The organism is Streptomyces sp. NBC_01237 (genome assembly GCF_035917275.1).
Taxonomy (GTDB): domain Bacteria; phylum Actinomycetota; class Actinomycetes; order Streptomycetales; family Streptomycetaceae; genus Streptomyces.
This window is the reverse complement of the sequence record NZ_CP108508.1, coordinates 6683134-6708033: the sequence shown is the minus strand read 5'-3', so window position 1 is coordinate 6708033 and position 24900 is coordinate 6683134. Positions and strand designations below refer to the sequence as shown.

Below are 24900 nucleotides of genomic sequence, written 5' to 3'. Positions count from 1 at the left end.
GACATGACGCAAGGCAAGGGCAACCGGGCACCCCGGTGGAAGTGGATCGCTCCGGTACTGGCGCTCGGTGTCGTGTTCGCGGCCCTTCATGTGTGGCTGAACACCAACCTCTTCGCCGGCGACGACCTGTGCGGGGGCCTCGTGTCCGCGGCGCGGGCCGACTCGGTGCTGTCCGGGGGCGGCCGTATCTCCGACGGGGGCGGTCAGGACGGCCGGACGGGCGAGGCGTGGGAGTTCTCCTGCACCGTCGAGTCCTCGTCCTTCCTGCCCGGGGCGGGGAAGGGGCATCTGAGGATCTCGGGAACCCACGAGCGGGGCGACTTCGCGTTCACGGACGGCCGCTGGCCCACTCCTGCCACGGTGTCCTTCTTCTCCGGACCGGCGACCGGCGGAGTGGGCAGGGACCACGGCTGGGTGCTCCTGCCGGTCGGCTGCGCGAAGACGGCCCCGGCCATCATCGAGGGGTACGCGCCCCAGGGCTCAGACCCCACGGCGCTGGCCGGGCTCCTGACCGACGTGGCGAACAGGGCGGCGGAACGGGCGGGGTGCGCGCCGGAGCGGCCGCTCACGGCACCTGGCACGCTCCCGGCCGCCCCGGCCGCGCAGAAGGTCCCCGCCGACGCGGTGTGCGGCATCGAGGGCCTGGCCTTCCCCGGCCCGGTTGCGGGAAGGAAAGCGGCACGCCAGACGGTCCAGGAGCGGACCGGCCCCACCTGGGCCTGCGAGGTGAGCGGGCACGCGTCCTTCGCCGTGACGCGGGAACCGCGCGTCCTGGAGGCGATCACCTCCTCCCCCGGCTTCGGGGAGCAGCCACGGATCGCGGGCCTGCGCGTCTCGGGCTTCGACCGGCGGCACGTGGTGGCCGACTGCTCGGGCACACCGACGTACTTCTCGATGGAGCCCGGTCCCACGTACACAGCCGCCCTCGAATCGCCTGACACCCCCTCCCCCGGGGCTGTCTTCGCCGACTTCGTGGCCACTGCGGGGAAGAGCTTCGGGTGTTCCGCCACGACCCCGTGAACCGGGTCCGACCCCACCCCCGGTGCCGGTGTGCGGAGATAGCCTGCACGGGGCGAGGAGCACGTTCCCGCCGCACGAGAGGAAAGGCAACTGATGGGCACGCAAGCGGAGAAGGACGAGCTGTACGCGCTCGACATCTCGGGGGTGGAGTGGCTCAGTGCCCCCGGTACGGAGGAGGCGGAGGAGCGCGTCGAGATCGCGCATCTGCCGGGCGGGGCCGTGGCGATGCGGTCCTCGCTGGATCCGGAGACCGTGCTGCGGTACACGGAGGCCGAGTGGACCGCGTTCGTGCTGGGCGCCCGTGACGGCGAGTTCGACCTGAAGTAGACGTGGCGCAACGCGAGAGGGGCACGCTCCGGTGGGAGCGTGCCCCTCTTGCCGTGCGTGGGAGCCCATGTGCCGCAGCACTCGCGCCGCGGCGGCGTACGGGCCGGAACGCGTGGGTCAGAACGCCTCGGTGAAGTAGCGCGAGGCCTTCACGTCGGTGGAGCGGTAGCTGTCCTTGCCGGACTCGATGATCTTGGCTACCTGGTCCAGCCGCTTCTGCATGTGGTCGGCACGGCCCTTGTACTTGCTCTGGAGGTTGACGTACTCGCCGTGAGCGTCACCGTCCCAGGTGTCGGTGACGACCTTGAGGGCGGCGTCCATCTCTTCGAGGTCCTTGATGATGTTGCGCGACACCACACGGATGCGGTTCGCCATCTCCTGGACGCTCTCGTACCTGACCTTGGTGTTCGGGTCCCCAGCCATCAGTCTTCTCCTCTGTGCTCAGCGTGTGCGGTATGGGGTGCGGCGGTTCGGCTCAGACGCCGTTCAGGCCGGACGTGTTGGAGGAGGACGCCGACTCCTTCACCGCGTTGAAGGCCGCGCGGACCTCGTCGTCGTTGGCGTTGCTGAGGTTCTTGGTCTGGCCCACGGCGTTGAGCAGCACCTGGAGCAGGCGCCGGATCTCGTCGTGGTCCTCGTTGATCGTGACCTGCGCAGTCGTGAATCCCGAGGCACCGACACCCGTCCATCCCGCGCTGACCGTCGCCAGGATGTCGGCCAGTTCACGGGCCTGCTTGGACACCGCATCGGCCGTGTCGACGATCTTGTTCTTCGCCTGGATGATCGGATCGTCGGCGAGTCCGAAACCAGCGGCGGGGTTGGTCATCCGGAGGTCCTATCTCTCAGTTCCCGAGCCTGTCCGCAGGGCGCGGTCAGGCTTCCTCTTGCCCCCGTGTGCTCCGGATAAGGAGTGGGGTATGCGCAAGGCCCAAGAAGCGCGTGGCGGTGTTCCCACGCTCTGGAATCGGACTCGGCCACTTCTCGTTCCCCCGTCACACACGTGAAGTCTGCTACCACCCTAGTCACTTCGTCATCTCTCCCCAACTGCGGTTTATAGGAGAGATCTCTTTCACGCACCGGCGCTCTCAGCGCAAAACGCGTCGTCGCCGGACATCACGGACGACCGTCGCCGTGCCCGCCACCACGGAGACCAGTACCGCCGCCAGGGCCAGCGCGTAGGTGGCGTACCGCTCGCTGCGCTCCTGGGAAGTCTCCGTCATGGCCAGGTGCGCCGGCTCGGGAGCGAGCGCCTTGGGCGGTGCCGGGTCCGGGCGGGCCGCCTCCTGCGGAATGTCGCCCTTGTCCCCGGAGAGCGCTCTGACCGGGTCGATGACGCCCCAGCCGACGAAGTCGTCGTGGCCGGTGACGGACCGCTCGGCGGTCTGCTCGATGCGGGCGATGACCTGGGCGGGCGTCCACGCGGGGTACTTGGCGACCAGGAGGGCGGCGACTCCGGCGACGTACGGCGCGGAGAAGCTGGTGCCGTTGTCGGTGCACTGGCCGAAGCCCGGGACGGTGGAGACGATGTCGACGCCCGGCGCGGCGACGCCGACGAAATCACCGGCCTGTGAGAATTCGGCGCGTTCGTTGTTGCGGTCGGAGGAGGCGACGGCGAGGACACCGGGGAAGGCGGCCGGGTAGGTCTTCTTCCGCTTGCCGTCCATGCCGTCGTTGCCCGCAGAGGCGACGACGACGACGCCCCGGGAGATCGCCTTGGCCACGGCCACGCCCAGCGCCGAGTCGGGCGTCAGCGGCTTGGTGGTGTCCTGGGAGATGTTGATGACGTCGGCCTTCTTCGCGAGCGCGTGCTCGATCGCGGTGGCCATGGTGGTGTCCTTGCCGCTGTTCTTCTCGTCGTTCTGCCGGATCGGGATGATGGTGGCCTCGGGCGCCAGCCCGACGAATCCGGTGCCCTTGGCGGGACGCGCGGCGATGAGGCCGGCGACCTTGGTGCCGTGACCGACCTCGTCGGTGGTGCCGTCCGCCTTGCCGCCCTTGAGCAGATTACGGCCGGCGGAGGTGTCCACGGCGGACTTCAGCTGTGGATTGGCGTTGTCCACCCCGGTGTCGATGACCGCGATCCGGACGCCCTTGCCCTTGGTGTCCTGCCACAGTTCGTCGAGCATGACGCGCTGGAGCGGCCAGGGCCTGCCCTCGAACTGCTCCTTCATCGGGAAGGTGCATTCGCCGCTGCCGTCTATCCCGAGGCCGCCCGGCGCTTCGGGACCCCCGGCGGCGTACGCGGCCTGAGGCCCCGCCAGCACGGCCAGCGCGGCGGCAGCCGCCGTCAACAGCACGGTCTTCCGGTACAACATCTGTTCCTCTCCCCCGAGTCCCGCGAGCGACTGTCGAACGGGTGGCTTACGAGCCCTGGGGCTGGCGGGCGCTGTTGGTGTCGAGCCGGGGGCCCTTGGACAGGAAGTCCGACCATTCGATGGGTACGAGCGAGGGGGTGACCTTCTCGTAGCCGAGCCGGATCTGGGCCTGACTGGCCTCGGGGCGGCCGTCCTGGGTCTGCTGGCCGCCGGTGCCGATGTCGGAGCGCTTCGCGTCGCTGTCGCCGTTGGCCTGGACCGCGTACCGCAGCCCGGTGTCGGTGACCAGGAAGAGCGAACCGTCGGGGCGGGTCTGCTTGCCCTGGACCTGGGTGTAGAGGAGGCCGCTGCCGGGGGTGACGTAGGTGCTGGTGCCACCGGCGTTGATGGAGGCGGGGTATTCGGTGCCCGCCCAGGTGCTCAGCGTCGTACGGCCGCGGTCGTCGACCTTGCGCAGCACACTGCAGACGGTGTCCCGACTGCCGCCGCCCCCGGTCGAGTTGACCTGCTCGGCCCGGTGGGCGGGCCAGCGCGGGGCCTGTCCGGCGAAGGTCCGCGCGTCCGGGACGAAGTCCTGGAGGTCGGCGGAGCGGGCCTCACTGGCCAGGTTCAGGGTGGCCGTCTGCGGGGAGTTGATCAGCAGCCAGGCGGTGAACTCGGAGATGGGCTGGACCGCGCCCTCAAGCACCACGTAGTGGGCGGTGCCTTCGCCGGTACGGGTCTTGAGGACCATCCCGACCTTGTTCTCCTCGGCGGACAGCTGGCCCTCGATGTGCGCGGGGGCGCCGATCGTGCCGGGGATCTGAGGGAAGACGATGGGGCTGCCCTCGTGCAGGGTGGCCAGCCAGTCGTCGGTGACGGACTGCGGCTGCCTGCTGCCGACCAGGGCGTTGGTCAGGTGCCCCTTGTCCGTGGCCACCTCGTTGACGCGGTACTTCGTGCCGCTCGCGTCGACCAGGTAGCGGGTCCTGTCCTGACCCTGGACATACAGCACCTGTCCACCGCTGAGCTGCTTCTTGCCGCTGGTCAGCTTGTGGTCGCGCTTGGCGAGGACGAACGCCGCCTTCTGCACCGTGCTGCCCTTGCCGCCGGGCTGTTCGCAGACGGCCCACTGCTTGGCGGTGCCCGCGTCCGTCGCCTCGGGCAGCCGGTCGGGGGCGTACGGAATGCCGAGGATCGGCCCGCGCGGTGGCTGCCCCTTGTCCAGGATCTTGTCGGAGACCTGGATCACGGCGAACTGCTGCGGAGTGAGCAGCAGCCGCGCCGATGCGAGGTTGAGGACCGGGTGGAGCAGGTTCTTCCTGTTCTTGCCCTTGCCCGTGGGGAGAACCACGTAGCGGGTGGTGGAACTCTTGCCGACGATCACCTTGGTGCCCGGCTTGTCCCAGTCCTTGGGTGCCGTGGGCTTGAACATGCCCCAGGCCCCGAATCCCGCGAGGATCAGCGCACCGACGATCAGGCTCGGGAGGACCGCCCGCAACGGCCGCGGGGCGCCCTCCTCGGTTCCCGTGGGCGACGGTTGGAGGAATGCCGCGACCGTGCGCTTCTTCGCAAAGGTGTACGCGTTGAGCTCATCCCGCCGTGATGCCATGAGTCTGTCTGTCTCCCGTGTCTCCCCGCGCGGCCCAGGAGCGGACACACCCCTGCCGCCGTGCCGGACCCCCGATGCCGGACCCTGGTGCCGGACCGGCCCCCTACTATGCCTGCTGAAGGCGAGTGCCCGTGGGGCGGGTAGGGTGATCCAGCCTCCAAGCCCCCGGTGGTACAGGGGCGATCGGGTTGAGTTGGGGCCTTATGAACGGGGGAATGCCGGAATGATGGCTTCCGCGACGCGGACACGTCCGGCCGGGAACGGGGGGCCTTCCGGGGCTCCCGGAGCAGGGGAGCCACCGGCCTCGCGCAGGGGTTCGCGCTCCTCGTCCCGAAGGTCCTCCGGTGCCCCCGCGGGGTCCGGCGGACCGGCCGCACCACGACTGAACGGACGTGCCGGACACTTCGGTTCGTTCCGATTGCAACAGTTCGTACTGATCGAAATCGCCGCAGCGCTGCTGCTCGCCGCCTGGGTGATCGAGCCGTTGCTGCTCGCCCCCGCCGGAGTGCTCGCCGCGCTGCTGGTGGTGCTCGCCGTGGTCCGCAGACACCGCCGCTCGCTGCCGGAATGGCTGGGCACGGTCTTCGCGCTGCGGGCCCGCACCCGACGGGCCGCCGCACTCGTGCTGCCCCCGGACACCGAGCCCGGTCTCGCGCCCGCCGTCGAGTGCGACCCGGCGCTGCGCACGTACTCCTTCAGCGACCGCGACCGGCGGCCGGTCGGCATGATCGGTGACGGTACGTTCGTCACGGCGCTCGTCCAGGTCGAATCGGACGCCACGGCACTGCGGCCCGACCGGTCGGCGCATCCGCTGCCCCTGACGCTCGTAAGGGACGTGCTGGAGGTCGACGGCATCCGGCTGGAGTCCGCGCAGATCGTCCAGCACACCCAGCCCGCGCCCGCGCCGCATCTGCCGCAGCAGTCCGTCGCCGCGCGCAACTACGCACCGCTGCAGGCCCAGACGGGCTCTCCGGCGCTCCGGATCACCTGGATCGCGCTCAAACTGGACCCGGAACTGTGCCCGGAGGCCGTCCAGGCGCGGGGCGGCGGAATCGTCGGCGCCCAGAAGTGCGTGGTGCGGGCCGCCGATCAGCTGGCCAGCCGGCTGACCGGGGCCGGATTCCGGGCGACGGTGCTCACCGAGCAGGAGCTGACGTCGGCCGTCGCGACATCGGCGTGTGTCAGCCCGCTGGCGATGGCCCAGGCGAGCCGGGCGGAGACGCCCGGACGGCGCACCGAGGAGACCTCGCGCACCTGGCGCTGCGACGACCGGCGGCACACCACCTACTGGGTGGGCCGCTGGCCGCAGCTGGGCGGCGGAGGTGCGTCGATGCCGCAGCTGGTGGCCCTGCTCACCTCGATCCCGGCGCTGGCCACCACATTCAGCCTGACGCTCGGGCACGGGGACCGCTCGGAGGTCTCGGTCACCGGACATATCCGGATCACGGGCCGCAGCGACGAGGAACTCCTGGGCGCCCGCCATGAGTTGGAGCGCACCGCGCGCGGTGTGAAGACGGCGCTGGTACGGCTGGACCGTGAACAGCTGCCCGGCGTGCTGGCCACCCTGCCGCTCGGAGGTACCCGCTGATGTCCACCTCTACCGGCAATCGGACCCGGCTGGGTTTCGGGCTCATCGGTCCGCGCCGCGGCCGGCACGCCATCTCCTTCGACGAACTGGCCTCGCTCGGCCTGCCGGTCGGTGACGACGGCACGGTGATCGGGGTCGACGCCGAAGGACGCCCGGCGGTACTGGGCATCAACCGGCCCACTCCGTACGAGGTCACGCTGATCGGCGGGCTGTGGACGGCACAGGTACTGGCGCTGCGCGCCGCCGCGACCGGAGCACGGATCGCGGTGGAGACCGGCCGGGCCCAGGCCTGGACCGGGCTCGCCCAGGCGGCGGGCGGCGGGCAGCCCTGCGTCTCGCTGCACGATGTGGGACGGGTGCCGCCGCAGGGCGCGTCGGCCGGTTCGCCGGTCGTCGTGGTGCGTGACTGCGGGATGCGGCCGCCGCGCGGCCGGGTGGTGTCGGGGCCCTGGCAGTCCGTGGTGACACTGCTGCCCTATCTCAGCCCGGTGGCACCGCGGCTGATGGAGAAGTCGGCGCTCGTCGGCGTCCAGCGGGTGTCCCCGGACGAAGCGGCGCAGATCGGCAGGATCATGAATCTGCAGCCCGCCGAGGCGCAGGCGCTGTCCACGCTGGCCGACGGCGTCACGCTGTGGTGCACGGACCGGGACCGGCAGTTCGTGATGACGCAGGCGACCGATGCCGAGACCGGACTGCTGGGCAGCGCCCGCCGGATGGACTGATATCCGGTCGTGATGTGCCGTGTTGTGCGGTGATGCGCCGCGTCATGACTCGCCGGATGGCCTGGCACAGCACGGCACGGCGTGGGTTCACGCGATCGACTTGCACGGAACGTTCCGCATTCGTACCCCTTTCGGTTCGTGCCCCGTATCCCTTCCCGTTCACTCGGGAAGGGCGGGTGACGTACGGGACGGACCTTGCCTTGCCCTACGGCCTGCCGTAGAGAGCCCGATGGCGATTAGGGTGGGTCCGGGCGTGGCAGCAGAACCTGCGGACAGGCATTGCGCGTCCCAGGGGGAGAGCCGGGCGGAACGAACGCCGGGAACGGACACCCCCACCCCCCACGGCACACGGGTGCTCGACCACACCAGGAGGCAAAGTGAACGGCGATCGGGACGAGATCCGCGGGGGATGGAACACGCCCGTCGACGAGTCGTCCGACGCGGATCCCGCCGAGATGACGGGTGAGTTCACCATCGACTACACCCCGCCCGCCTGGTACACGCAGAACGCGACGGGGGATTCGTCGGGCGGTTCCGGTTCGCATCTGGCGCCGCCTCCACCGCCCCACGGGGCGCCGGTCTCCGTACCGGGACCGCCGGCCGCGGGTGGCTTCGACCCCAACTGGGCGCCCGCACCGCCCGCTCCGGCGCCGTCTCCTGCGGCGCCCGCGTCTCCTGCGCCCGCTTCTCCGGTGCCGCCCGCGTCGGCGCCGTCTCCCGAGGCCGCGCCTCCTGCCGCGCCGGTGCCCGCGCCGGCACCTTCCGAGGAGGCCGGGGGCGGTGATCTGGAGAGCGGCACGACGATGCGGTTCTCCCCGGCCGCGCTGAAGCGGGAGATCGCGGAGCGCGAGGCGGCGGCCGCCCCGTCACCGGACACCGGTGGCTCCGGGCCGGACGGCGGTGCTCCCGACAGCGGTACGCATGAGGCCGCCGAGGCCGGTGCCCGGGAGAACGGGGCGCCGGACGCGACGAGCGCGGCGGACCGCGACGAGAACGCCCCCGACTCGGGTACGGATACCGACGCGGTGGCCGACGACCTCGGGAGCGCCGGGGGCACGGAGGAGTCCGCGAGCGCCGGCAGCCCCGACGCCCCGGCGGACGAGGCCCCGGCCGTGACGGACCCGACGGCGCCCGCCGACGCGCACCCGCTCGCCGTGACGGACGCGGTGCCCCAGGACGTACCGCAGGCCGCCGCTCCGGCGCCGTGGTCCCCCGCACCGCCCGCCCCTGGCGCCCTGCCGCCGCTGCCGCCCGCCTTCCAGCCCGCGGCACCGCAGCCCACCGCACCGCAGTCCGCGGCGCAGTGGCCCTCCCCGGTACCCGCGAACGAGGCGCCCGGCGGATACGGATTCCCCCAGCCCGCCCAGACAGCGCAGCCGGCCCAGGTACCCCACCAGGCACCGCAGGCCCACCAGGCACCGCAGGCCCACCAGGCACCGCAGCCGCACCAGCACCTCCCGGCGCAGCAGCAGGCACCCCAGCAGCTCCCGCAGCATCAGCAGCCCCCGCAGCACCAGCAGTTCCAGCAGTTCCCCGGCCAGGGCGCACCGCTGCCGCCACAGGCCCCGCAGGCCGGCGGCGGGTACGGATTCCCGCAGCAGCAGGGCGGATACGGGTTCCCCCAAGCACCTCAGGCACCTCAGGCACCGCAGGCGCCCCACCCCTCGTTCCCCGCCCAGGGGGCCGCCCCGCTCCCCGCGCAGCAGCCGGGGCAGAGCTCGCCCAACCTGCCCGCGCCGATCGCTCCGACGGCACCGCAGCCGCCGGAGCCGTACCAGCCGCAGCAGCACCTCCCTGCCCAGCAGCAGGCTCCGCAGCAGCAGGCACCCCAGCAGCCCGGTCCGCCGGCTCCGCCCGTCGACCCGCGTACCGGCACCGCCTGGCCCACGCCGGTCACCCATGACCAGCGCGAGCGTTCCGTGCCCGGCGCACCGCTCGGTTACACGGCCGCCGTCGAGCTCTCCTCCGACCGCCTGGTCCGGGGCAAACAGAAGGCCAAGAGCAGCCGTACTCCGTCCGGGGTGTCCCGCTTCAAGCTGGGCGGCAAGAAGGAGGAGATCGAGCGTCAGCGCAAGCTGGAGCTGATCCGCACTCCGGTGCTGTCCTGCTACCGGATCGCCGTCATCAGCCTCAAGGGCGGTGTCGGCAAGACCACCACGACGACCGCGCTGGGCTCGACGCTGGCGACCGAGCGGCAGGACAAGATCCTCGCCATCGACGCCAACCCGGACGCCGGCACCCTCGGCCGCCGGGTGCGCCGCGAGACCGGGGCCACCATCCGTGACCTGGTGCAGGCGATCCCGTACCTCAACTCGTACATGGACATCCGCCGGTTCACCTCGCAGGCGCCCTCCGGTCTGGAGATCATCGCCAATGACGTGGACCCGGCGGTCTCCACGACGTTCAACGACGAGGACTACCGGCGCGCGATCGAGGTGCTCGGCAAGCAGTACCCGATCATCCTCACCGACTCGGGCACCGGTCTCCTCTACAGCGCGATGCGGGGAGTGCTGGACCTCGCCGACCAGCTGATCATCATCTCGACGCCGTCCGTCGACGGCGCGTCCAGCGCGTCGACCACGCTCGACTGGCTGTCCGCGCACGGCTACGCGGATCTGGTGCAGCGTTCGATCACGGTCATCTCCGGGGTTCGCGAGACCGGCAAGATGATCAAGGTCGACGACATCGTGCAGCACTTCGAGACGCGCTGCCGGGGCGTCGTCGTCGTACCGTTCGACGAGCATCTGTCCGCGGGCGCCGAGGTCGACCTCGACATGATGCGGCCCAAGACCCGCGAGGCGTACTTCCACCTCTCCGCGATGGTCGCCGAGGACTTCTCGCGCGCCCAGCAGCAGCAGGGGCTGTGGACGTCGGACGGCTCCATGCCGCCGCAGTTCGCCCCGCCGATGCCCGGACAGCAGCAGCCCGGTCAGCCCATGCCGGGTCAGCCGATGCCCGGTCAGCACCAGCCGGGACAGCCCGCGCCGGGACAGCAGCCCTACCCGCCGCAGCAGCCGCAGCCGGGGCAGCCGTACCCCCAACAGCCCTATGGCGGGCAGCCGCCGTACGGGGGACCTCAAGCCCCTCAGCAGCAGCCCCCGCAGCAGCCGTATCCCCCTCAGCCGGGCCCCGGCGCCCAGCAGAACTGGCAGCAGAACGGCTGGCAGCAGCAGTCGCTGCCCTCGCAGGCCCAGTCGGGCACGAGCCCGGCCGGTCCGCCCCCGCCGGCCGGACAGCCCGGTGGTCAGAGCGAACTGCAGGGCCCCGTACCGCCCGCGGGCTGGCAGCAGACTCCTCCGCAGCCACCGCCGGCGCCCCAGCAGTAGGGCAGTAGAGGTCTAAACCAATGAGGGCCCGCACCGTTCCCACGGTGCGGGCCCTGCGCGTATTCCCGCAGCCCACACGCGGTTTGGCGGACCGTTGACGCGACTCGGCCACCGCTGATAAACCTTCGCTTCACCAGCTGGCGAACCAGAGCTCTACCCGCCTTCCCCGAGCGAGTCATGACGCGAGGTCCACGTCCCATGGTCACAAGAGTTCCACCACGCTCCTCCCGGCCACGCCGCCGCATGCGCGTTCTTCTGGCCTCCGGCGCCGCCGCACTGGCGCTCGCCGCCGGATCGGTAGTTCCCGGGAATCCCCTCACACCCGCGCCCCCGCAGGCGCAGGCCGCCGACAGCGGCAGGACGACGCTCACGGTCGCGGTCGCGCAGAGCGTCGACTCCCTGAGTCCGTTCCTCGCCCAGCGCCTGGTCAGCACGAGCGTCTACCGGCTCATGTACGACTACCTGACCAACTACGACCCCAAGGACAACCACGCGATCCCGGGGCTCGCCACCAAGTGGGAGCCGTCCGCGGACAAGTTGACCTGGACGTACACGATCCGGTCGGACTCGAAGTGGTCCGACGGTCACCAGGCCACCGCCGAGGACGCCGCGTGGACCTTCAACAAGATGATGACCGACGAGGGCGCCGCCACGGCCAACGGCAACTTCGTCGCCAACTTCGAGAAGGTGACCGCGCCCAGTGCGGACAAGCTGGTCATCCAGCTGAAGCAGCCGCAGGCCACGATGGCCGCGCTCGATGTGCCGATCGTCCCGAAGCACGTCTGGGAGAAGGTCTCCGACTTCTCCAAGTTCAACAACGACACGGAGTTCCCGATCGTCGGGAACGGGCCGTTCATCCTCACGGACTACAAGGTCGACAGCTATGTGAAGCTGAAGGCCAACAAGGACTTCTGGCGCGGTTCGCCGAAGTTCGACGAGATCGTCTTCCGTTACTACAAGGACCAGGACGCGGCCGTCGCCGCCCTGCGCAAGGGTGAGGTCTCCTTCGTCGCGGGCAGTCCCAGTCTGACGCCCGCGCAGTCGGCGTCCCTCAAGAACGCCCCCGACATCAAGGTGAACGACGCGCCGGGCAGGCGGTTCTACGCGCTGGCCGTCAACCCGGGCGCCCGCACCAAGGACGGCGAGAAGTTCGGCGACGGCCACCCCGCCCTGCTCGACCAGAAGGTCCGTCAGGCGCTCTTCATGGCCGTCGACCGCGCGACCATCATCGACAAGGTCTTCCAGGGCCACGCCGTGGAGGGTGAGGGCTACATCCCGCCGCGCTTCTCCGACTACTTCTGGAAGCCCGCCGCCGATCAGGAACTGGCGTACGACCCGGCGAAGGCCGCGAGCACCCTCGACGAGGCCGGCTACAAGAAGAACAGCGACGGCAAACGCGTCGGCAAGGACGGCAAGCCGCTCGACTTCCGCATCCTGTGCCACGCCACCGACCCGAACGACAAGGCGGTCGGCAAGTACCTCCAGGAGTGGTGGGGCGACCTCGGTGTCGGCCTGAAGGTCGACTGCATCGACAACGTCTCCGACCCCTGGTACGCCGGTGAGTACGACCTCGCCTTCGACGGCTGGTCCGTCAACCCGGACCCCGACTTCGTGATGTCGATCCACACCTGCGCCGCGCTGCCGTCCAAGCCGAAGGAGTCGGCCGCGACCGACAACTTCATCTGCGACAAGCAGTTCGACGAGCTCTACAAGAAGCAGAACGTCGAGTACGACACGGGCAAGCGCGCCGCTCTCGTCAAGCAGATGGAGTCGCGGCTGTACGACACGGGGTACATGAACGTCATGGCGTACCCGAACGCGGTCGAGGCGTACCGCACCGACCAGATCGAGTCGATCACGACGATGCCCTCGGACGCCGGCAACATCTACGGCCAGGACGGTTACTGGAGCTGGTGGTCGGCGGTTCCGGCCGATGCCGCCTCCGCCGGCTCCGACGACTCCGGTGGCAGCTCCACCGGAGTGCTCGTCGGTGTCGGTGTCGCCGTCGTCGTCCTCGCCGGTGGCGGACTGCTGTTCGCCATGCGTCGTCGTTCCACCGCGGAAGACCGTGAATAGTCCATGAGCACAGAAAGCACTCCCGCGCTCGTGAAGGGCGCGGCGGGCGTGGACAGTGCGGAATCCGACGGCCCGGCTCCGGCCGGGCCGTCGGCCCGCGGTCCGCGGTCCCGCAGCACGGCCGCCTATCTCCGCTATGTGGCGGGCAAGCTGGTCGGCGCGGCCGTCTCGCTGTTCGCCGTGCTCGTCACGAGCTTCTTCCTGTTCCGGCTGATTCCCGGCGACCCGGTCAAGCAGATGACCGGCGGCCGGCAGGTCTCCACGGAGCAGATCGCCGCGATGCGCCGCGAGTTCGGCCTCGACCTGCCGCTCTGGCAGCAGTTCACCGAGTACTGCGGCAAGGCGCTCACCGGGGACTTCGGTACGTCGTACCAGTTCCGCGCGCCCGTCATCGACAAGATCAGCGAGGCGCTGCCCGCGACGCTGCTGCTCACCGGCACCGCCTTCGTTCTCTACACGGTGATCGGCGTCTGGCTGGGCGCCCGGTCCGCCTGGCGCAGCGGCTCCGTCGGGGACCGTGCCCACACGGCCCTCGCGCTGACCCTCTACTCCGTGCCGTCGTTCTGGCTCGGCCTGCTCCTGATCATCACGCTGTCGGTGGGCATCGGCCCGATCCCCGGGCTCTTCCCGACCGGTGGCATGGAGTCCGGCAACACGAGCGGCTTCGACTACGTCCTCGATGTCGCCCACCACATGGTGCTGCCGGTCATCACGCTCGTCGCCGTCGAGTACGCGCGCACCCTGCTGGTGATGCGCTCCTCGCTGCTCGACGAGATGGGCAGCGACTATCTGACGACGGCCCGCGCCAAGGGGCTGCGCGACGACCTCGTACGCCGCCGCCATGCCGTGCCCAACGCGATGCTGCCGACCGTGACCCTGCTCTTCGTGAACCTGGGCACGACGGTCGCGGGTGCCATCCTGGTGGAGACCGTGTTCTCCTGGCCGGGGCTCGGCGGGCTCTTCTACCAGGCACTGAGCGTGCCCGATCTGCCGTTGGTGCAGGCGCTGTTCTTCGTCTTCGCCGCCGCGGTGATCATCATGAACACGCTCGCCGATGTGATCTATCCGCTGCTCGATCCCCGGGTGGGCCGATGACGACTTCGACCGATGCCGTGCAGAACGGCAGCCCGCGCGCGCTCGGCCGGGCCCGCAGACGCCGGGCGGCGGCCGCCTTCTGGCAGCAGTACCGCGGCCACCGGGCGGGCCTCGTCGGCCTGGCCGTCCTCGCCGTGATCGCCCTGGTCGCGCTGGCCGCCCCGTTGCTGGTGGGTGCCGGCTCGCAGAGCGTCACCCAGGCGCCGGGCGGCCCCCTGGAGTCACCGAGCGGGCAGTTCCCGCTGGGCACCGACCAGTTCGGGCGCAGCCTGCTCGCACTGCTGGTGTGGGGAACGAGGGTCTCGCTGACCGTCGGACTGCTCGCGGCGTTCCTGTCGGTGGCCATCGGGACTCTGGTCGGGATCACGGCGGGACACTTCAAGGGCTGGTACGGGACCGTCATCATGCGGATCACCGACTGGTTCCTGGTGATGCCGACCCTGGTCCTCGCCATCGCGCTGGCCACGGTCCTGTCGCGGTCCATCTGGACGACGATCCTGGCGATCGGCGTGACGACCTGGCCGACGACCGCCCGGCTGGTGCGGGCGCAGACGCTGTCCGTCGAGTCCCGGCCGTACATCGAGCGTTCCAAGGCGCTCGGCGGCGGCCACGGACACATCATGTCCCGCCATGTGCTGCCCAATGTGATGCCGCTGGTGCTCGCCCAGACCACGCTGGTCATCTCCACCGCCATCCTCACCGAGGCGACCCTCGCCTTCCTCGGGCTCAGCGATCCCACGATCGTCTCCTGGGGCGGGCTGCTCCAGGACGCCCGTGAGGCCGGTGCCGTCAGCTCCGGCAACTGGTGGTACCTCGCCCCGCCCGGACTCGCCATCGCGGTCGTCGCCCTCGCGTTCACGCTGTGCGGCCGCACCATCGAGACCGTGCTCAACCCCAAGCTGGGGGTGACCCGTTGACCGCCACGACCACCATCACGACGAAGCCCACGACCGGGCAGCCGCTGCTCGACGTACGGGACCTGCGGGTCACCTACGGCTCCGGGGCCTCGGCCGTGCCCGCCGTGCGCGGCATCGATCTGCGCGTCGAGGCGGGCCAGAAGCTCGGCATCGCCGGGGAGTCGGGCTGCGGGAAGTCGACGCTGGCGCTCGCCCTGCTGCGGCTGCTGCCCGCCTCGGCCTCCCTGTCCGGCGAGATCCTGCTGGACGGGGAGGACATCCTCACCATGAAGTGGGGCCGGCTGCGGGCGGTGCGCTGGGCCGGGGCGTCGATCGTCTTCCAGGGCGCGATGCACTCGCTCAACGCCGTGCACCGGGTCGGGGACCAGATCGCCGAGCCGATCCTGCTGCACAAGAAGTCCACCGCCGCGGCGGCCAGGAAGCGGGCCGGTGAGCTGCTGGAGCAGGTGGGGCTGCCGGCGGCCCGTGCGCAGGCGTATCCGCACGAGCTCTCCGGCGGTCAGCGCCAGCGCGTCATGATCGCCATGGCGCTGGCCTGCGACCCGCGCCTGATCGTCGCCGACGAGCCGACCACCGCGCTCGACGTGATGATCCAGGCGCAGATCCTGCGGCTGATCGAACAGCTCGTCGCCGAACAGGACCTCGGGCTGATCATGATCAGCCACGACCTGGCGGTGCTCTCCGACACCTGTGACCGGCTGGCCGTGATGTACGCGGGCCGGGTCGTCGAGGAGGGCCCGGCCAAGCAGGTGTACGAGAACGCCCGGCACCCGTACGGCAAGGCCCTGTCGGCCGCGTTCCCCAGGATCGGCGACCTCGCCTCCCGGCACGCCCCGCGCGGGCTGCCGGGCGACCCGCCGGACCCGGCGGCGCTGCCGTCCGGCTGTACGTTCCATCCCCGGTGCCCGGTCGCGCTGGAATCCTGCGCCACCGCGGACCAGGAGCTGCGGGACGCCGGGGACGGGCGGCGGGCGGCCTGTGTGCTGGTGGAACCGGGTGCCGTCGTGGTGCCGTTGGGCCTGGCGGGTACCGAGTCCGCGGCGCCGTTGGGCGTGCCGGGTACCGAGTCCGCGGCGCCGTTGGGCCCGCCCGGGGCCGAGTCCGCGGCGCCGGGTACGGACTCCGGCCTGCCCGGAGCCGAGGAAGTCGGGAGCACGACATGACCATCACCCCCCTGCTCAGCGCCGAGGCGCTGAAGGTCACCTTCCCCGGCAGGCGCGGAGCGGCCACCGCGCGTGCGGTGGACGGCGTCGACCTGGACATCCGGCCCGGCGAGATCGTCGCGCTGGTCGGCGAGTCGGGCTGCGGCAAGACGACCCTGGCCCGCTCCCTGCTGGGCCTGGTACCGCCCAGCTCCGGCCGGGTCACGTTCGGCGGCTCACCGCTCGCGTACTCGGGCCGCGCGCTCAAGGCGTACCGCAAGCGGGTGCAGCTGGTCCTTCAGGACCCCAGCGGCTCGCTCAACCCCCGGCACACGGTGTACGACGCGGTGGCGGAGGGGCTGCGCATCCACGGGTACGCCGGTGACGAGCGGGCCGCGGTGGCCGAGGCGCTGTCCCGGGCGGGACTGCGGCCGCCCGAGCGGTTCTTCCTGCGCTACCCGCACGAGCTGTCCGGCGGTCAGCGCCAGCGCGTCGTCATCGCGGGCGCCCTCGTCCTGGAACCCGAACTGATCGTCGCCGACGAGCCGGTGGCCTCGCTGGACGCGTCGGTGCGCGGCGAGATCCTGGCCCTGCTGCTGCGGCTGCGCGACGAACTGGGGCTCTCCGCGCTGGTCGTCACACACGATCTGGGGCTGGCGTGGAACATCGCGGACCGGGTGGCGGTGATGTACCTGGGCCGGATCGTCGAGACGGGCGCGGTGGAGAAGATACTGACCGCCCCTCAGCATCCGTACACCAAGGCCCTGTTGTCCGTGCTGCCGGAGGCGGAGGGCGAGCCGGTGATTCTGACCGGTGAGCCGCCGGACCCGTCCAGGGTGCCGTCGGGCTGCCGGTTCCACGTCCGCTGCCAGGTCCTCGCCTCGGGAGAGGCCGAACGGGCGGGGGTGGCGGACGCGTGCCGTACGAAGGATCTGCCGGTCCTCGACGGGGGCGCAGCCACCCAGGTGGCGTGCCACTGGGCCGCGGCGGGCTCGAAGACGGCGTCCACGGCCTGACCGGGTGCGCCCGGCGTGACGGCGCTGCCGGGGAGTGCCCGGCCCGACCGGCGCACGGGCGCACTTTCCAGCGGTCGTACGGGCCTCACGAGCCGTCCGGGCCGTCCGGGCCGTCCGGGGCTGCGTGGTGGATGGCGCCCGCCAGCTCGCCCAGCGGGCGGCCGGTGCCGCCCCAGCGGTGCTGGATGATCTCGGCGGCGATGGAGACCGCCGTCTCCTGGGGAGTACGGCCGCCGAGATCGAGGCCGACGGGTGAGGCGAGGCGGGCCAGTTCCGCCTCGCCCACCCCGGCCTCGCGCAGCCGGGCGGTCCGGTCGAGGTGGGTACGGCGGCTGCCCATGACCCCGATGTACGCGGCCGGCGTCCGCAACGCGGCGATCAGCAGGGGGACATCGAACTTCGGGTCGTGCGTGAGCACACAGATCACCGTGCGGGCGTCGACGGTGGTCGATTCCAGATAGGTGTGCGGCCAGGCGCGGACGACCTCGTCGGCGGCCGGGAAGCGTTCCCGGGTGGCGAAGGCCGGCCGGGCGTCGCAGACCGTGACCCGGTAGCCCAGGAACGAGCCGATCCGCGCGGTGGCCGCGGCGTGGTCGATGGCGCCGAAGACGAGCATGCGGGGCGGCGGGGCGTACGTCTGGACGAAGACGGACACCTCCTGCATCCGGCGCTGACCGTGCGCCCCGTACCGCTGCACCCCGGTCACACCCTGGGCCAGCAGTCCGCGGGCGTCGTCGGTGACGGCCGCGTCGAGCCCCTCGGCGCCGAGGGAGCCCGCCGTACGGTCCTCCAGGACCACCAGGGTGGCCGCGGGCGCCCCGGCCTCGCCCGGCGCCGCGTCCGAGGTCCCGCCGGGGGTGGCTCGCGGCAGGAGCGTGGCCACGGCCACCGGCTCGTGGGCGGCCACCAGGTCCATGACCTCCCGCAGCCGGTCCCGGTCGGCGGCCGGGACACAGGCCCGCACCAGGACCTCGATCGAGCCGCCGCAGGTCAGACCGACACCGAGGGCCTCGTCGTCGCTGATCCCGTACGACCGCAGCTGTGGGCGGCCCGAGGCGAGCACCTCACCGGCCACCTCGAACACATCGCTCTCGACGCAGCCCCCGGACACACTGCCCAGCACCGCGCCGTCGGCGCTCACCGCCATCACGGCGCCGGGCGCACGGGGCGCACTGCCGTGGACGGCCACCACGGTCGCCAGGGCGAAGGGCGTACCGGCCGTGTGCCACTCGCGGAGTTCGGGAAGGATGTCACGCACCCTGCCAGCATCCGCCGCCCGGCGGCGGAACGCGCGACGACGGGACGGGGGCGGGCGGTGCGGTCGTGCGCGCGGTCGGGCGGTGTGGTCGTACGCGCGGTCAGACGGTGCGGCCGTACGCCACGATCAGCTCGCTGCAACGCTTCACGTCGGCGGCCATCGCCACCAGGAGGTCGTCGACCGAGTCGAACTTCAGCATGCCGCGTACGTACGCGAGGAAGTCCACGGCCACGTGCAGCCCGTACAGATCCAGGCCCACCCGGTCGATCGCGTACGCCTCGACGGTCCGCTCGGTGGCGTCGAACTGCGGGTTCGTGCCCACGGAGATCGCGGCGGGCATCGCCTCACCGTTCACGTGCAGCCAGCCCGCGTAGACGCCGTCGGCGGGGATCGCGGTGTGCGGCAGGGTCTCCACGTTCGCCGTGGGGAAACCCAGCTCACGGCCGCGCTGCGCGCCGCGGACCACGATGCCCTCGACCCGGTGCGGCCGGCCGAGGATCTCGGCGGCGCCCGCCACGTCGCCCTCGGCGACCAGACGGCGGGTGAGCGTGGAGGAGAACGGCTGACCGCCGCCCGCCGCACCGCTCACATAGAGGTCGATGACCTCGACGGTGTAGTCATAGGTGGCGCCCAGCTCGGTGAGCAGCGCCACGTTCCCCGCCGCCTTGTGGCCGAAACGGAAGTTCGGCCCCTCGATGACGGCCTGTGCGTGCAACTTGTCGACCAGCACCTTCACGATGAAGTCGGTGGGCGACAGCTTCGAGAACTCGGTCGTGAACGGCAGGATCAGCACCGCGTCCACGCCCAGCTCCGCCATCAGCTCGGCACGCCTGTGGTGCGGGGCGAGCAGCGGCGGGTGGCTGCCGGGGCGGACGACCTCGCTGGGATGCGGGTCGAAGGTCACGACGACGGACGGAACGCCCAGCTCGCGCGCCCGTTCCACGGCCCGGCCGATGATCAGCTGGTGTCCGCGGTGCACACCGTCGTAGGAGCCGATGGTGACGACGCTGCGTCCCCAGTCCTGGGGGATGTCCTCCAAGCCACGCCAGCGCTGCACTGTGACCGCTCCTCGCCCGAACCTGTGTACGTGTGTATGTCGATTACGCAGGTCTAAGACTGCCATGCTCACGTCCCGCGGCCTGCATCGGCATCGGGATCGCGGGCCGTGATGCCTTCAGCGCCTCCACCGTCCGCCGCGCGCTCGGGCCCACGACCGCCGCCCACTCCTGCGGGGCGTCGGCCAGCCAGCCGATGACCAGCGCGGCGAAACCGGGCACGTCACGAGCGAGCTCGACGAGGCTCCGGTCGAAGCGTGCCGCACCCTCCGGGGTCCGCACCAGGAGCATTCCGGTGCGGTGCACCAGCGCCCTCGTCCGTACTTCCGGCCGTTGGCCCGACCCCGCCGCGGCGGCCCGCAGCAGCGCGTCGAGCACCTCCGGGTCCCGCCCCCGGTCCTGCTCGAACTCCAGCAGGACCTCCAGCAGCTCGGCCCGCAGCGGCCTGGAGGCGGTGCTTGCGGGCCCCGCGAACACCCGGGCGAGTGCGCCGCGCACGGCGGGCGGTACGGGGCGGTCCCGCAGCAGTCCCGTCACCAGGGGCAGCAGCAGGGCACGGGCGGCGGGGCCGTGCTCCAGCCGCAGGTCAACGTACTCACCGGCGTACGTGCCGTCGTCGGGGTGGCTGTCGATGTACGTCCGTACCAGCCCCGCGGCGTGCAGCGCCAGGGCGGGCGCGTCCAGCGCGGCCAGCTCCCGCAGCACCTCGCCCGCGCCGTCACCGGGCCGGACCAGCCGGGTACGCAGGGCGGCGAGCACCGGCTCCGGGCGGGCCGGGAACACCTCGGCCAGCAGCGCCACCGGCAGCCGGGGATCCCCGGCTGCGAAGACCCGCAGGGCCTCGGCGAGATACCGGTCCCGGGTCTCCGGGTCCCGGACGAGAAGGGTGAGCGCCGGGCCGTGCAGGGCGTCGTCGCAGCGGCGGGCCAGCAGGGTGAGGGCAGTGGCGCGCAGGAGGGCCCGGTCGGTGTCGGCGAGGGTGCGCTCCGCGAGCTGCACGGCGTAGTGCGCGGCCGCCGGGCGCCGGGCCGGCCGGTCCTCGTCGCGCGCCCAGCGCTCCACGGCCCGGCAGAGCGCGGCGGGCTCGTCCTCGGCCAGTGCGGCGAGGAGTTCGGCGGCGCGCGGATGGGGCGTCACCACGAGGGCGTCGGTCAGCTCGTCCACGGCCAGGTCCCGGCGGGCGTACAGGAGAGCCTGTGCGGCGGCGGCCACCGTGGGACGCAGGGGCACGTCCTGTCCGGCCGGCAGCGGGCGCTCGTCGGTGAACCAGCGGCACAGCAGCCGCTGCACGGTGGGCGGGTCGAGGGCGAGCCGCCGGGCCACGGCGTCCAGATACCGCTCGTCCCCGTCGGCGCGCGGGATTCCGTCGGCGGGCACCAGCCGCCGCAGCAGGTCGATCCGGTCCTCCTCGGGCAGCCGCAGCCGCCGCCAGAACCAGGGCCCGAACTCCGTGTAGGCCCCCAGCCCGGCCGGGCCCGCCCCGGCGGCGGACCGCCGGGTGATCCGTCCGGCGAGCACCCGCAGTACGCCCAGATAGGGGCGGGCGTCGGGCACTTCGAGCAGTGACTGGCCCAGGAGGTGGGCGGCCCACCAGCCCGCGTCCTCGTCCGCCCGCGTCCGCCCGTCGTCACGGGAGAGCCGGTCCAGCGCCTCGATCAGGTCGGCCATCCGGTGCGCCAGCGCGGAGGCGCCCTGGCGGCGGCCGAGCAGCAGCATCGCCTGGATCACCGGTCCGATGCGATGCCTCGGCACGGGCAGGCTCCGGGGCTCCGGCGTCTCCAGGGACGCCGGGGACTCCTGAAGGGCCTGGGGCTGGTGAGGCACTTGGAGCAATGGGGGCCGATGAAGCTGCTGTGGCGACCCCACCGACCGCGACTCACGGAACTGCTCAAGAGACCGGGGCTGCTGGGACTGACGGCGGGGCTGGGACTGCTGACGGGGCTGGGACTGCCGTGACCGCCGGGGCCGCGGCAGAGGCCCCTGCCCGGAGACCACCGGCGCCGCGCCGACCGGGCCCGCCGGGGCCGCCGAGGCTGTCGGCTCCTCCCCCGTGTGCCAGCGGTGGACCAGCGACCGCAGCGCCGCGTCCAGGTCGAGGTGCGCGCCCTGCACCCAGTCCCCCAGCTCCTCGTGGGCGAAGCGGTAGCCCGCGCCCGCCGGAACCAGGAGGCCCTCGGTGAGAACCGCCGAGGCCCAGCCGGTGCGCCAGGGGAAGATCTCCTCGAACGCCGCCCGGTCCAGCTCCCCCTGGCCCGGCCCGAGACAGCGCCGGGCCGCCTCGTGGACCTGCCCGGCCACCCGGGCGGCCAGCCTGCGTACGGCGGTGCCACGGGGCTGCGGGTCGGCCGCCGCCGCGATCCGGACCGCGACGCGGACGCACATGAGGTCGAGGTGGGCGCCGAAGACGTCCTCGGTGTCGGGCAGGCCCGCCACGTCCGGGGGCAGCGCCGCGCGCACCTCGGCGAGCAGCCGGAGCGTGAGCGGGTGCCGGTCGTGGCCGGGGGCGAGGGCTCCGGCGGGGAGGCCGTGGCGCTCCCGGGCCCGCTCGGCCTCGCTCGCGGTCAGGTCGCCCAGACGCAGCGCGGGAGGCAGTCCCCGGGCGGGCCGCGCGGGGCGGTGCAGGGTGTCCGGCGGGTGGAACGACCCGGCCCGCTCCCAGTGCTCGGGGCGGCAGGCGACGACGAGCCGTGCCCCGTGGTGGCGCAGCCAGTCGGCCGTGCCCGCCGTCCACTCGGCGAGCCGGTGGGCCAGCAGCGGGGGCATCTCCTCGGGGCCGTCCAGCACGACGAGCAGCGGGTGTCCCGCCGCCACGGCCAGCGCGGCCACCCGCTCGGGGGTGGCCGTCCCCATGTCCCCCCGGGCCCCGGCGGCCGTGACGATCCGTGCGGACCTGGCGAGGGTACGGGCGACGGCTTCGGCGACGGAGGTGTCGTCGGCCAGCAGATCGGCGCCGCGCAGCCACAGGGTGAGCGCGGGCTCCTCACCACCGGCACGGCGGGCGGCCAGGGCGGCCAGCTCGGTGGTGCGCCCGGTGCCGGGCGCCCCGACGAGGCCCAGGACCGTCCCCGTACCGTCCTCGAAGGCGGTGAACTCCGCCCGGACCTCGTCCCGCTCCACCCGTTCGGTGGGGGCGCCCGTACCGCCCGCCGAGCCGACCGAGGTCGCGGTGAGCTGGAGGGCACCGGCGAGGTTGAGGTCGGGTCCGTAGCCGGGGACGCTCATCGCGTTGCGCCGCAGCAGGGCGTCGAACTCGCCGCCGGAGCCGGGGGCGAGCGGCAGGGCGAGCCCGGCCGCCTCGTGGGCGGCGCGCAGGGCGGTGCAGAGCACGCCGAGGACCGCACCGGTCCGGGGGTCGGTCACCGGGCCGCCGACGGCCGCCCCGCCCGAGCGCAGCGCGTCGCGCCCGTCCGTGCCGAGGGCCAGTTCCAGCGCCGCCCCGACCGGGTGGCCGCGGCCGTCCGCGGTGTAGGTGGCGGGGGCCGTACCGAGCACCCGGGCCTCGCGCCAGCCGTGCGCGGCGATGCGGACGTACGTCCCGGCCTCGATCCGGTCCCGTGCGGCGATGGGGAGCGGGTCGGTGCCGAGCGCCTCCGGTCCGCCGGTGCGCACCAGGGCGAGACCGAGCGCGGGCAGTGCGGTGATGCCGTCGGACCCGACGGGACAGGTGCGGCCGTCGCTCCCGTGGAGCACCAGAGGCACGTCGGAGGAGACCGCCCGGTGACTGGTGACGACCGTCCCGCGATCGTCCGCGACGAATCCGGTACCTCTCGGCCGGCCGGCCTGATCGCAGATTCTTACCAGCTTCGACCGGTCCCCGCTGCCCATGGTCAGACGGTAGGTCGGCAACGATCGGCGCGAGAAGCGCAAGGGGCGAAAGCGCCCCCCTGCGTACCCCTCGTTCACTCCGAGCGCCCGTCCATTGGGGTGAATTCGCGGTGCGGGATGGACAGGGCTCACCGCGGGAGGGGGATCGTGGAGCGGGCACCGGGGGCCGTGCCCGCTCCACGGGGGAAGCGGTGGCGGAGCCCGTCAGGCGAAGACGGCGAGGCTCTTGGCCTTGCCCTTCTGCTCCTCGACCAGCACCAGGAACGACCCGTCGGGCCCGAAGACCCCGACCGGTCCCGGCGGATACGCGGGCATGTCCAGCCGGACGCCGTTGAGCAGCAGCTTGGCCCGCTTCTCGTCCACGTCCCAGCGGGGGAACGCGGAGGCCGCCGCCTCCGCGACCGGCATCACGGTCAGCTCCTCCTGGTGGGCCTCCAGCGTCCTCGCCGCGTCCAGCCCGTACGGGCCGACCCGGGTGCGCCGCAGCGCGGTGAGGTGCCCGCCCACACCGAGCCCGGCACCGAGGTCCCGGGCCAGGGCGCGGATGTACGTACCGGAGGAGCAGACGACGGAGACGACGAGGTCGACGACCGGGGTCCCGTCCTCGGCGACCGCCTCACGGACGTCGTGGACGGCGAAGGACGAGACGGTCACCGGACGGGCCGGGATCTCGAACTCCTCGCCGCCGCGCACCCGCGCGTACGAACGCTTGCCGTCGATCTTGATGGCGCTGACCTTGGACGGCACCTGCATGATCGGGCCGCTCAGCGCGGCCACCCCGGCGTCGATGCCCTCCCGCGTCACACCCGAGGCATCGGTGGACGAGATGATCTCGCCCTCCGCGTCATCGGTGATGGTGTCCTGCCCGAGCCGGATCGTGCCGAGGTACTCCTTCTCGGTCAGCGCGAGATGGCCCAGGAGCTTGGTGGCCCTCTCGACGCCGAGCACGAGCACACCGGTCGCCATCGGATCGAGCGTGCCGGCGTGCCCGACGCGTCGGGTACGGGCGATGCCGCGCATCTTGGCGACGACGTCGTGCGAAGTGAAGCCGGACGGCTTGTCGACAATGACAAGGCCGTCCGGCGTCCTGTTGTTCTGCTGTGTCATGCGGAGGCCGAGCCCTCGTTCCCACTGGGGCGCTCGGGCTCGTCGGACCCCTCGGCCCCGGCGGCCTCGTCCTCGTCCTCCGGCTTGCGGTACGGGTCGGCGTCGCCCGCGTACTTCGCGCCGGTCGACACCTCGCGCACCGCGGCGTCCTTGGCCCGCGCCTTGTCGAGGAGGTCCTCGATGGTGCGGGCGTTGTCCGGCAGGGCGTCCGGGACGAAGGCCAGGGTCGGTGTGAACCGGACCCCGGTCTGCCGGCCGACCTCGGAGCGCAGGACGCCCTTGGCGCTCTCCAGCGCCGCGGCGGAGGCCGCGCGCTCCTCGTCGTCGCCGTAGACCGTGTAGAAGACCGTGGCCTCCCGCAGGTCGCCGGTGACACGGGCGTCCGTGATCGTCACGAATCCGAGCCGCGGATCCTTGATACGCCGGTCCAGGGTCTCCGCGACCACGACCTGGATGCGATCGGCCAGCTTGCGGGCCCGCGCGTTGTCGGTCACCGGTCCGTCACTCTTCCTTCTGGTTT

The 24900-nt window shown here is 72.3% G+C and carries 19 protein-coding genes; 10 read left to right on the top strand and 9 right to left on the bottom strand.

All coding sequences use genetic code 11. The features are described from left to right. Positions 1–3 precede the first annotated feature (3 nt). Both OG251_RS29960 and OG251_RS29955 read left to right on the top strand, forming a co-directional pair. A complete protein-coding gene (locus tag OG251_RS29960; RefSeq protein WP_326680017.1) occupies positions 4–1020 on the top strand; it encodes a hypothetical protein in 1017 nt (338 codons plus the stop codon). A 93-nt stretch (positions 1021–1113) separates the two neighbouring features. Then, positions 1114–1347, top strand: a complete 234-nt coding sequence (locus tag OG251_RS29955) for a DUF397 domain-containing protein (protein WP_326680015.1) — start codon at positions 1114–1116, stop codon at positions 1345–1347. A 117-nt stretch (positions 1348–1464) separates the two neighbouring features. Here the strand turns inward: OG251_RS29955 and OG251_RS29950 are convergent, their stop codons facing one another. The 4 genes from OG251_RS29950 to eccB form a co-directional block, all read right to left on the bottom strand. Next, positions 1465–1770, bottom strand: coding sequence for a WXG100 family type VII secretion target (locus tag OG251_RS29950; protein ID WP_073726640.1), 306 nt, complete (start codon positions 1768–1770; stop codon positions 1465–1467). A gap of 52 nt (positions 1771–1822) precedes the next feature. Beyond that, a complete protein-coding gene (locus OG251_RS29945; protein WP_073726642.1) occupies positions 1823–2173 on the bottom strand; it encodes a WXG100 family type VII secretion target in 351 nt (116 codons plus the stop codon). Positions 2174–2432: 259 nt separating this feature from the next. Next, positions 2433–3662: a type VII secretion-associated serine protease mycosin gene (mycP, locus tag OG251_RS29940; protein ID WP_326680014.1), complete on the bottom strand. Its 1230-nt coding sequence runs from the start codon at positions 3660–3662 to the stop codon at positions 2433–2435. 46 nt (positions 3663–3708) lie between these two features. Continuing rightward, positions 3709–5253, bottom strand: a complete 1545-nt coding sequence (gene eccB / locus OG251_RS29935; protein ID WP_326680013.1) for a type VII secretion protein EccB — start codon at positions 5251–5253, stop codon at positions 3709–3711. A 226-nt stretch (positions 5254–5479) separates the two neighbouring features. Between eccB and eccE the strand changes: the two genes are divergently transcribed. The 8 genes from eccE to OG251_RS29895 all read left to right on the top strand — a co-directional run bounded on the left by eccE (position 5480) and on the right by OG251_RS29895 (position 17135). Further along, positions 5480–6841 (top strand): type VII secretion protein EccE, encoded by a 1362-nt coding sequence (gene eccE, locus OG251_RS29930; RefSeq protein ID WP_442818436.1) that lies wholly within the window; start codon positions 5480–5482, stop codon positions 6839–6841. Further along, positions 6841–7563 (top strand): hypothetical protein, encoded by a 723-nt coding sequence (locus OG251_RS29925; protein ID WP_326680011.1) that lies wholly within the window; start codon positions 6841–6843, stop codon positions 7561–7563. Before eccE ends, OG251_RS29925 begins: the two co-directional genes overlap by 1 nt. A gap of 377 nt (positions 7564–7940) precedes the next feature. Beyond that, positions 7941–10889, top strand: a complete 2949-nt coding sequence (locus OG251_RS29920; RefSeq protein ID WP_326680010.1) for an SCO5717 family growth-regulating ATPase — start codon at positions 7941–7943, stop codon at positions 10887–10889. A 198-nt stretch (positions 10890–11087) separates the two neighbouring features. Beyond that, complete coding sequence (locus OG251_RS29915) at positions 11088–12965, top strand: ABC transporter substrate-binding protein (protein WP_326680009.1); 1878 nt, start codon at positions 11088–11090, stop codon at positions 12963–12965. Positions 12966–12968: 3 nt separating this feature from the next. After that, positions 12969–14060 carry an ABC transporter permease gene (locus tag OG251_RS29910; RefSeq protein ID WP_326680008.1) on the top strand — a complete coding sequence of 364 codons (1092 nt, stop codon included), beginning with the start codon at positions 12969–12971 and terminating at the stop codon, positions 14058–14060. Further along, on the top strand, positions 14057–14977 hold the full coding sequence (locus OG251_RS29905) for an ABC transporter permease (protein ID WP_326680007.1): 921 nt from the start codon (positions 14057–14059) through the stop codon (positions 14975–14977). The genes OG251_RS29910 and OG251_RS29905 overlap by 4 nt, the downstream gene beginning before the upstream one ends. Continuing rightward, a complete protein-coding gene (locus OG251_RS29900) occupies positions 14974–16140 on the top strand; it encodes an ABC transporter ATP-binding protein (RefSeq protein WP_326680006.1) in 1167 nt (388 codons plus the stop codon). Before OG251_RS29905 ends, OG251_RS29900 begins: the two co-directional genes overlap by 4 nt. Further along, positions 16137–17135, top strand: coding sequence for an ABC transporter ATP-binding protein (locus OG251_RS29895; protein ID WP_326680005.1), 999 nt, complete (start codon positions 16137–16139; stop codon positions 17133–17135). The genes OG251_RS29900 and OG251_RS29895 overlap by 4 nt, the downstream gene beginning before the upstream one ends. A gap of 85 nt (positions 17136–17220) precedes the next feature. Here OG251_RS29895 and OG251_RS29890 read toward each other — a convergent pair whose 3' ends face one another. The 5 genes from OG251_RS29890 to rbfA all read right to left on the bottom strand — a co-directional run bounded on the left by OG251_RS29890 (position 17221) and on the right by rbfA (position 24874). Beyond that, the gene (locus OG251_RS29890) at positions 17221–18393 is read right to left on the bottom strand and encodes an XdhC family protein (protein WP_326680004.1); all 1173 of its coding nucleotides are present in this window, start codon (positions 18391–18393) and stop codon (positions 17221–17223) included. 100 nt (positions 18394–18493) lie between these two features. Continuing rightward, complete coding sequence (locus tag OG251_RS29885; protein WP_326680003.1) at positions 18494–19450, bottom strand: bifunctional riboflavin kinase/FAD synthetase; 957 nt, start codon at positions 19448–19450, stop codon at positions 18494–18496. Between the two features lie 43 nt (positions 19451–19493). Continuing rightward, positions 19494–23273 carry a serine protease gene (locus OG251_RS29880; protein ID WP_326680002.1) on the bottom strand — a complete coding sequence of 1260 codons (3780 nt, stop codon included), beginning with the start codon at positions 23271–23273 and terminating at the stop codon, positions 19494–19496. Between the two features lie 204 nt (positions 23274–23477). Beyond that, positions 23478–24380: a tRNA pseudouridine(55) synthase TruB gene (truB, locus tag OG251_RS29875; RefSeq protein ID WP_326680001.1), complete on the bottom strand. Its 903-nt coding sequence runs from the start codon at positions 24378–24380 to the stop codon at positions 23478–23480. Then, positions 24377–24874, bottom strand: a complete 498-nt coding sequence (gene rbfA / locus OG251_RS29870) for a 30S ribosome-binding factor RbfA (RefSeq protein ID WP_326680000.1) — start codon at positions 24872–24874, stop codon at positions 24377–24379. The genes truB and rbfA overlap by 4 nt, the downstream gene beginning before the upstream one ends. Positions 24875–24900: the final 26 nt, after the last annotated feature.

Coding starts and splice junctions, on each gene's coding strand:
- OG251_RS29925 (WP_326680011.1), top strand. CDS start 6,841: ATGTCCACCTCTACCGGCAATCGGACCCGGCTGGGTTTCGGGCTCATC.
- OG251_RS29905 (WP_326680007.1), top strand. CDS start 14,057: ATGACGACTTCGACCGATGCCGTGCAGAACGGCAGCCCGCGCGCGCTC.
- OG251_RS29915 (WP_326680009.1), top strand. CDS start 11,088: ATGGTCACAAGAGTTCCACCACGCTCCTCCCGGCCACGCCGCCGCATG.
- eccB (WP_326680013.1), bottom strand. CDS start 5,253: ATGGCATCACGGCGGGATGAGCTCAACGCGTACACCTTTGCGAAGAAG.
- OG251_RS29880 (WP_326680002.1), bottom strand. CDS start 23,273: ATGGGCAGCGGGGACCGGTCGAAGCTGGTAAGAATCTGCGATCAGGCC.
- OG251_RS29950 (WP_073726640.1), bottom strand. CDS start 1,770: ATGGCTGGGGACCCGAACACCAAGGTCAGGTACGAGAGCGTCCAGGAG.
- eccE (WP_442818436.1), top strand. CDS start 5,480: ATGGCTTCCGCGACGCGGACACGTCCGGCCGGGAACGGGGGGCCTTCC.
- OG251_RS29910 (WP_326680008.1), top strand. CDS start 12,969: ATGAGCACAGAAAGCACTCCCGCGCTCGTGAAGGGCGCGGCGGGCGTG.
- mycP (WP_326680014.1), bottom strand. CDS start 3,662: ATGTTGTACCGGAAGACCGTGCTGTTGACGGCGGCTGCCGCCGCGCTG.
- OG251_RS29960 (WP_326680017.1), top strand. CDS start 4: ATGACGCAAGGCAAGGGCAACCGGGCACCCCGGTGGAAGTGGATCGCT.
- OG251_RS29955 (WP_326680015.1), top strand. CDS start 1,114: ATGGGCACGCAAGCGGAGAAGGACGAGCTGTACGCGCTCGACATCTCG.
- OG251_RS29895 (WP_326680005.1), top strand. CDS start 16,137: ATGACCATCACCCCCCTGCTCAGCGCCGAGGCGCTGAAGGTCACCTTC.
- truB (WP_326680001.1), bottom strand. CDS start 24,380: ATGACACAGCAGAACAACAGGACGCCGGACGGCCTTGTCATTGTCGAC.
- OG251_RS29945 (WP_073726642.1), bottom strand. CDS start 2,173: ATGACCAACCCCGCCGCTGGTTTCGGACTCGCCGACGATCCGATCATC.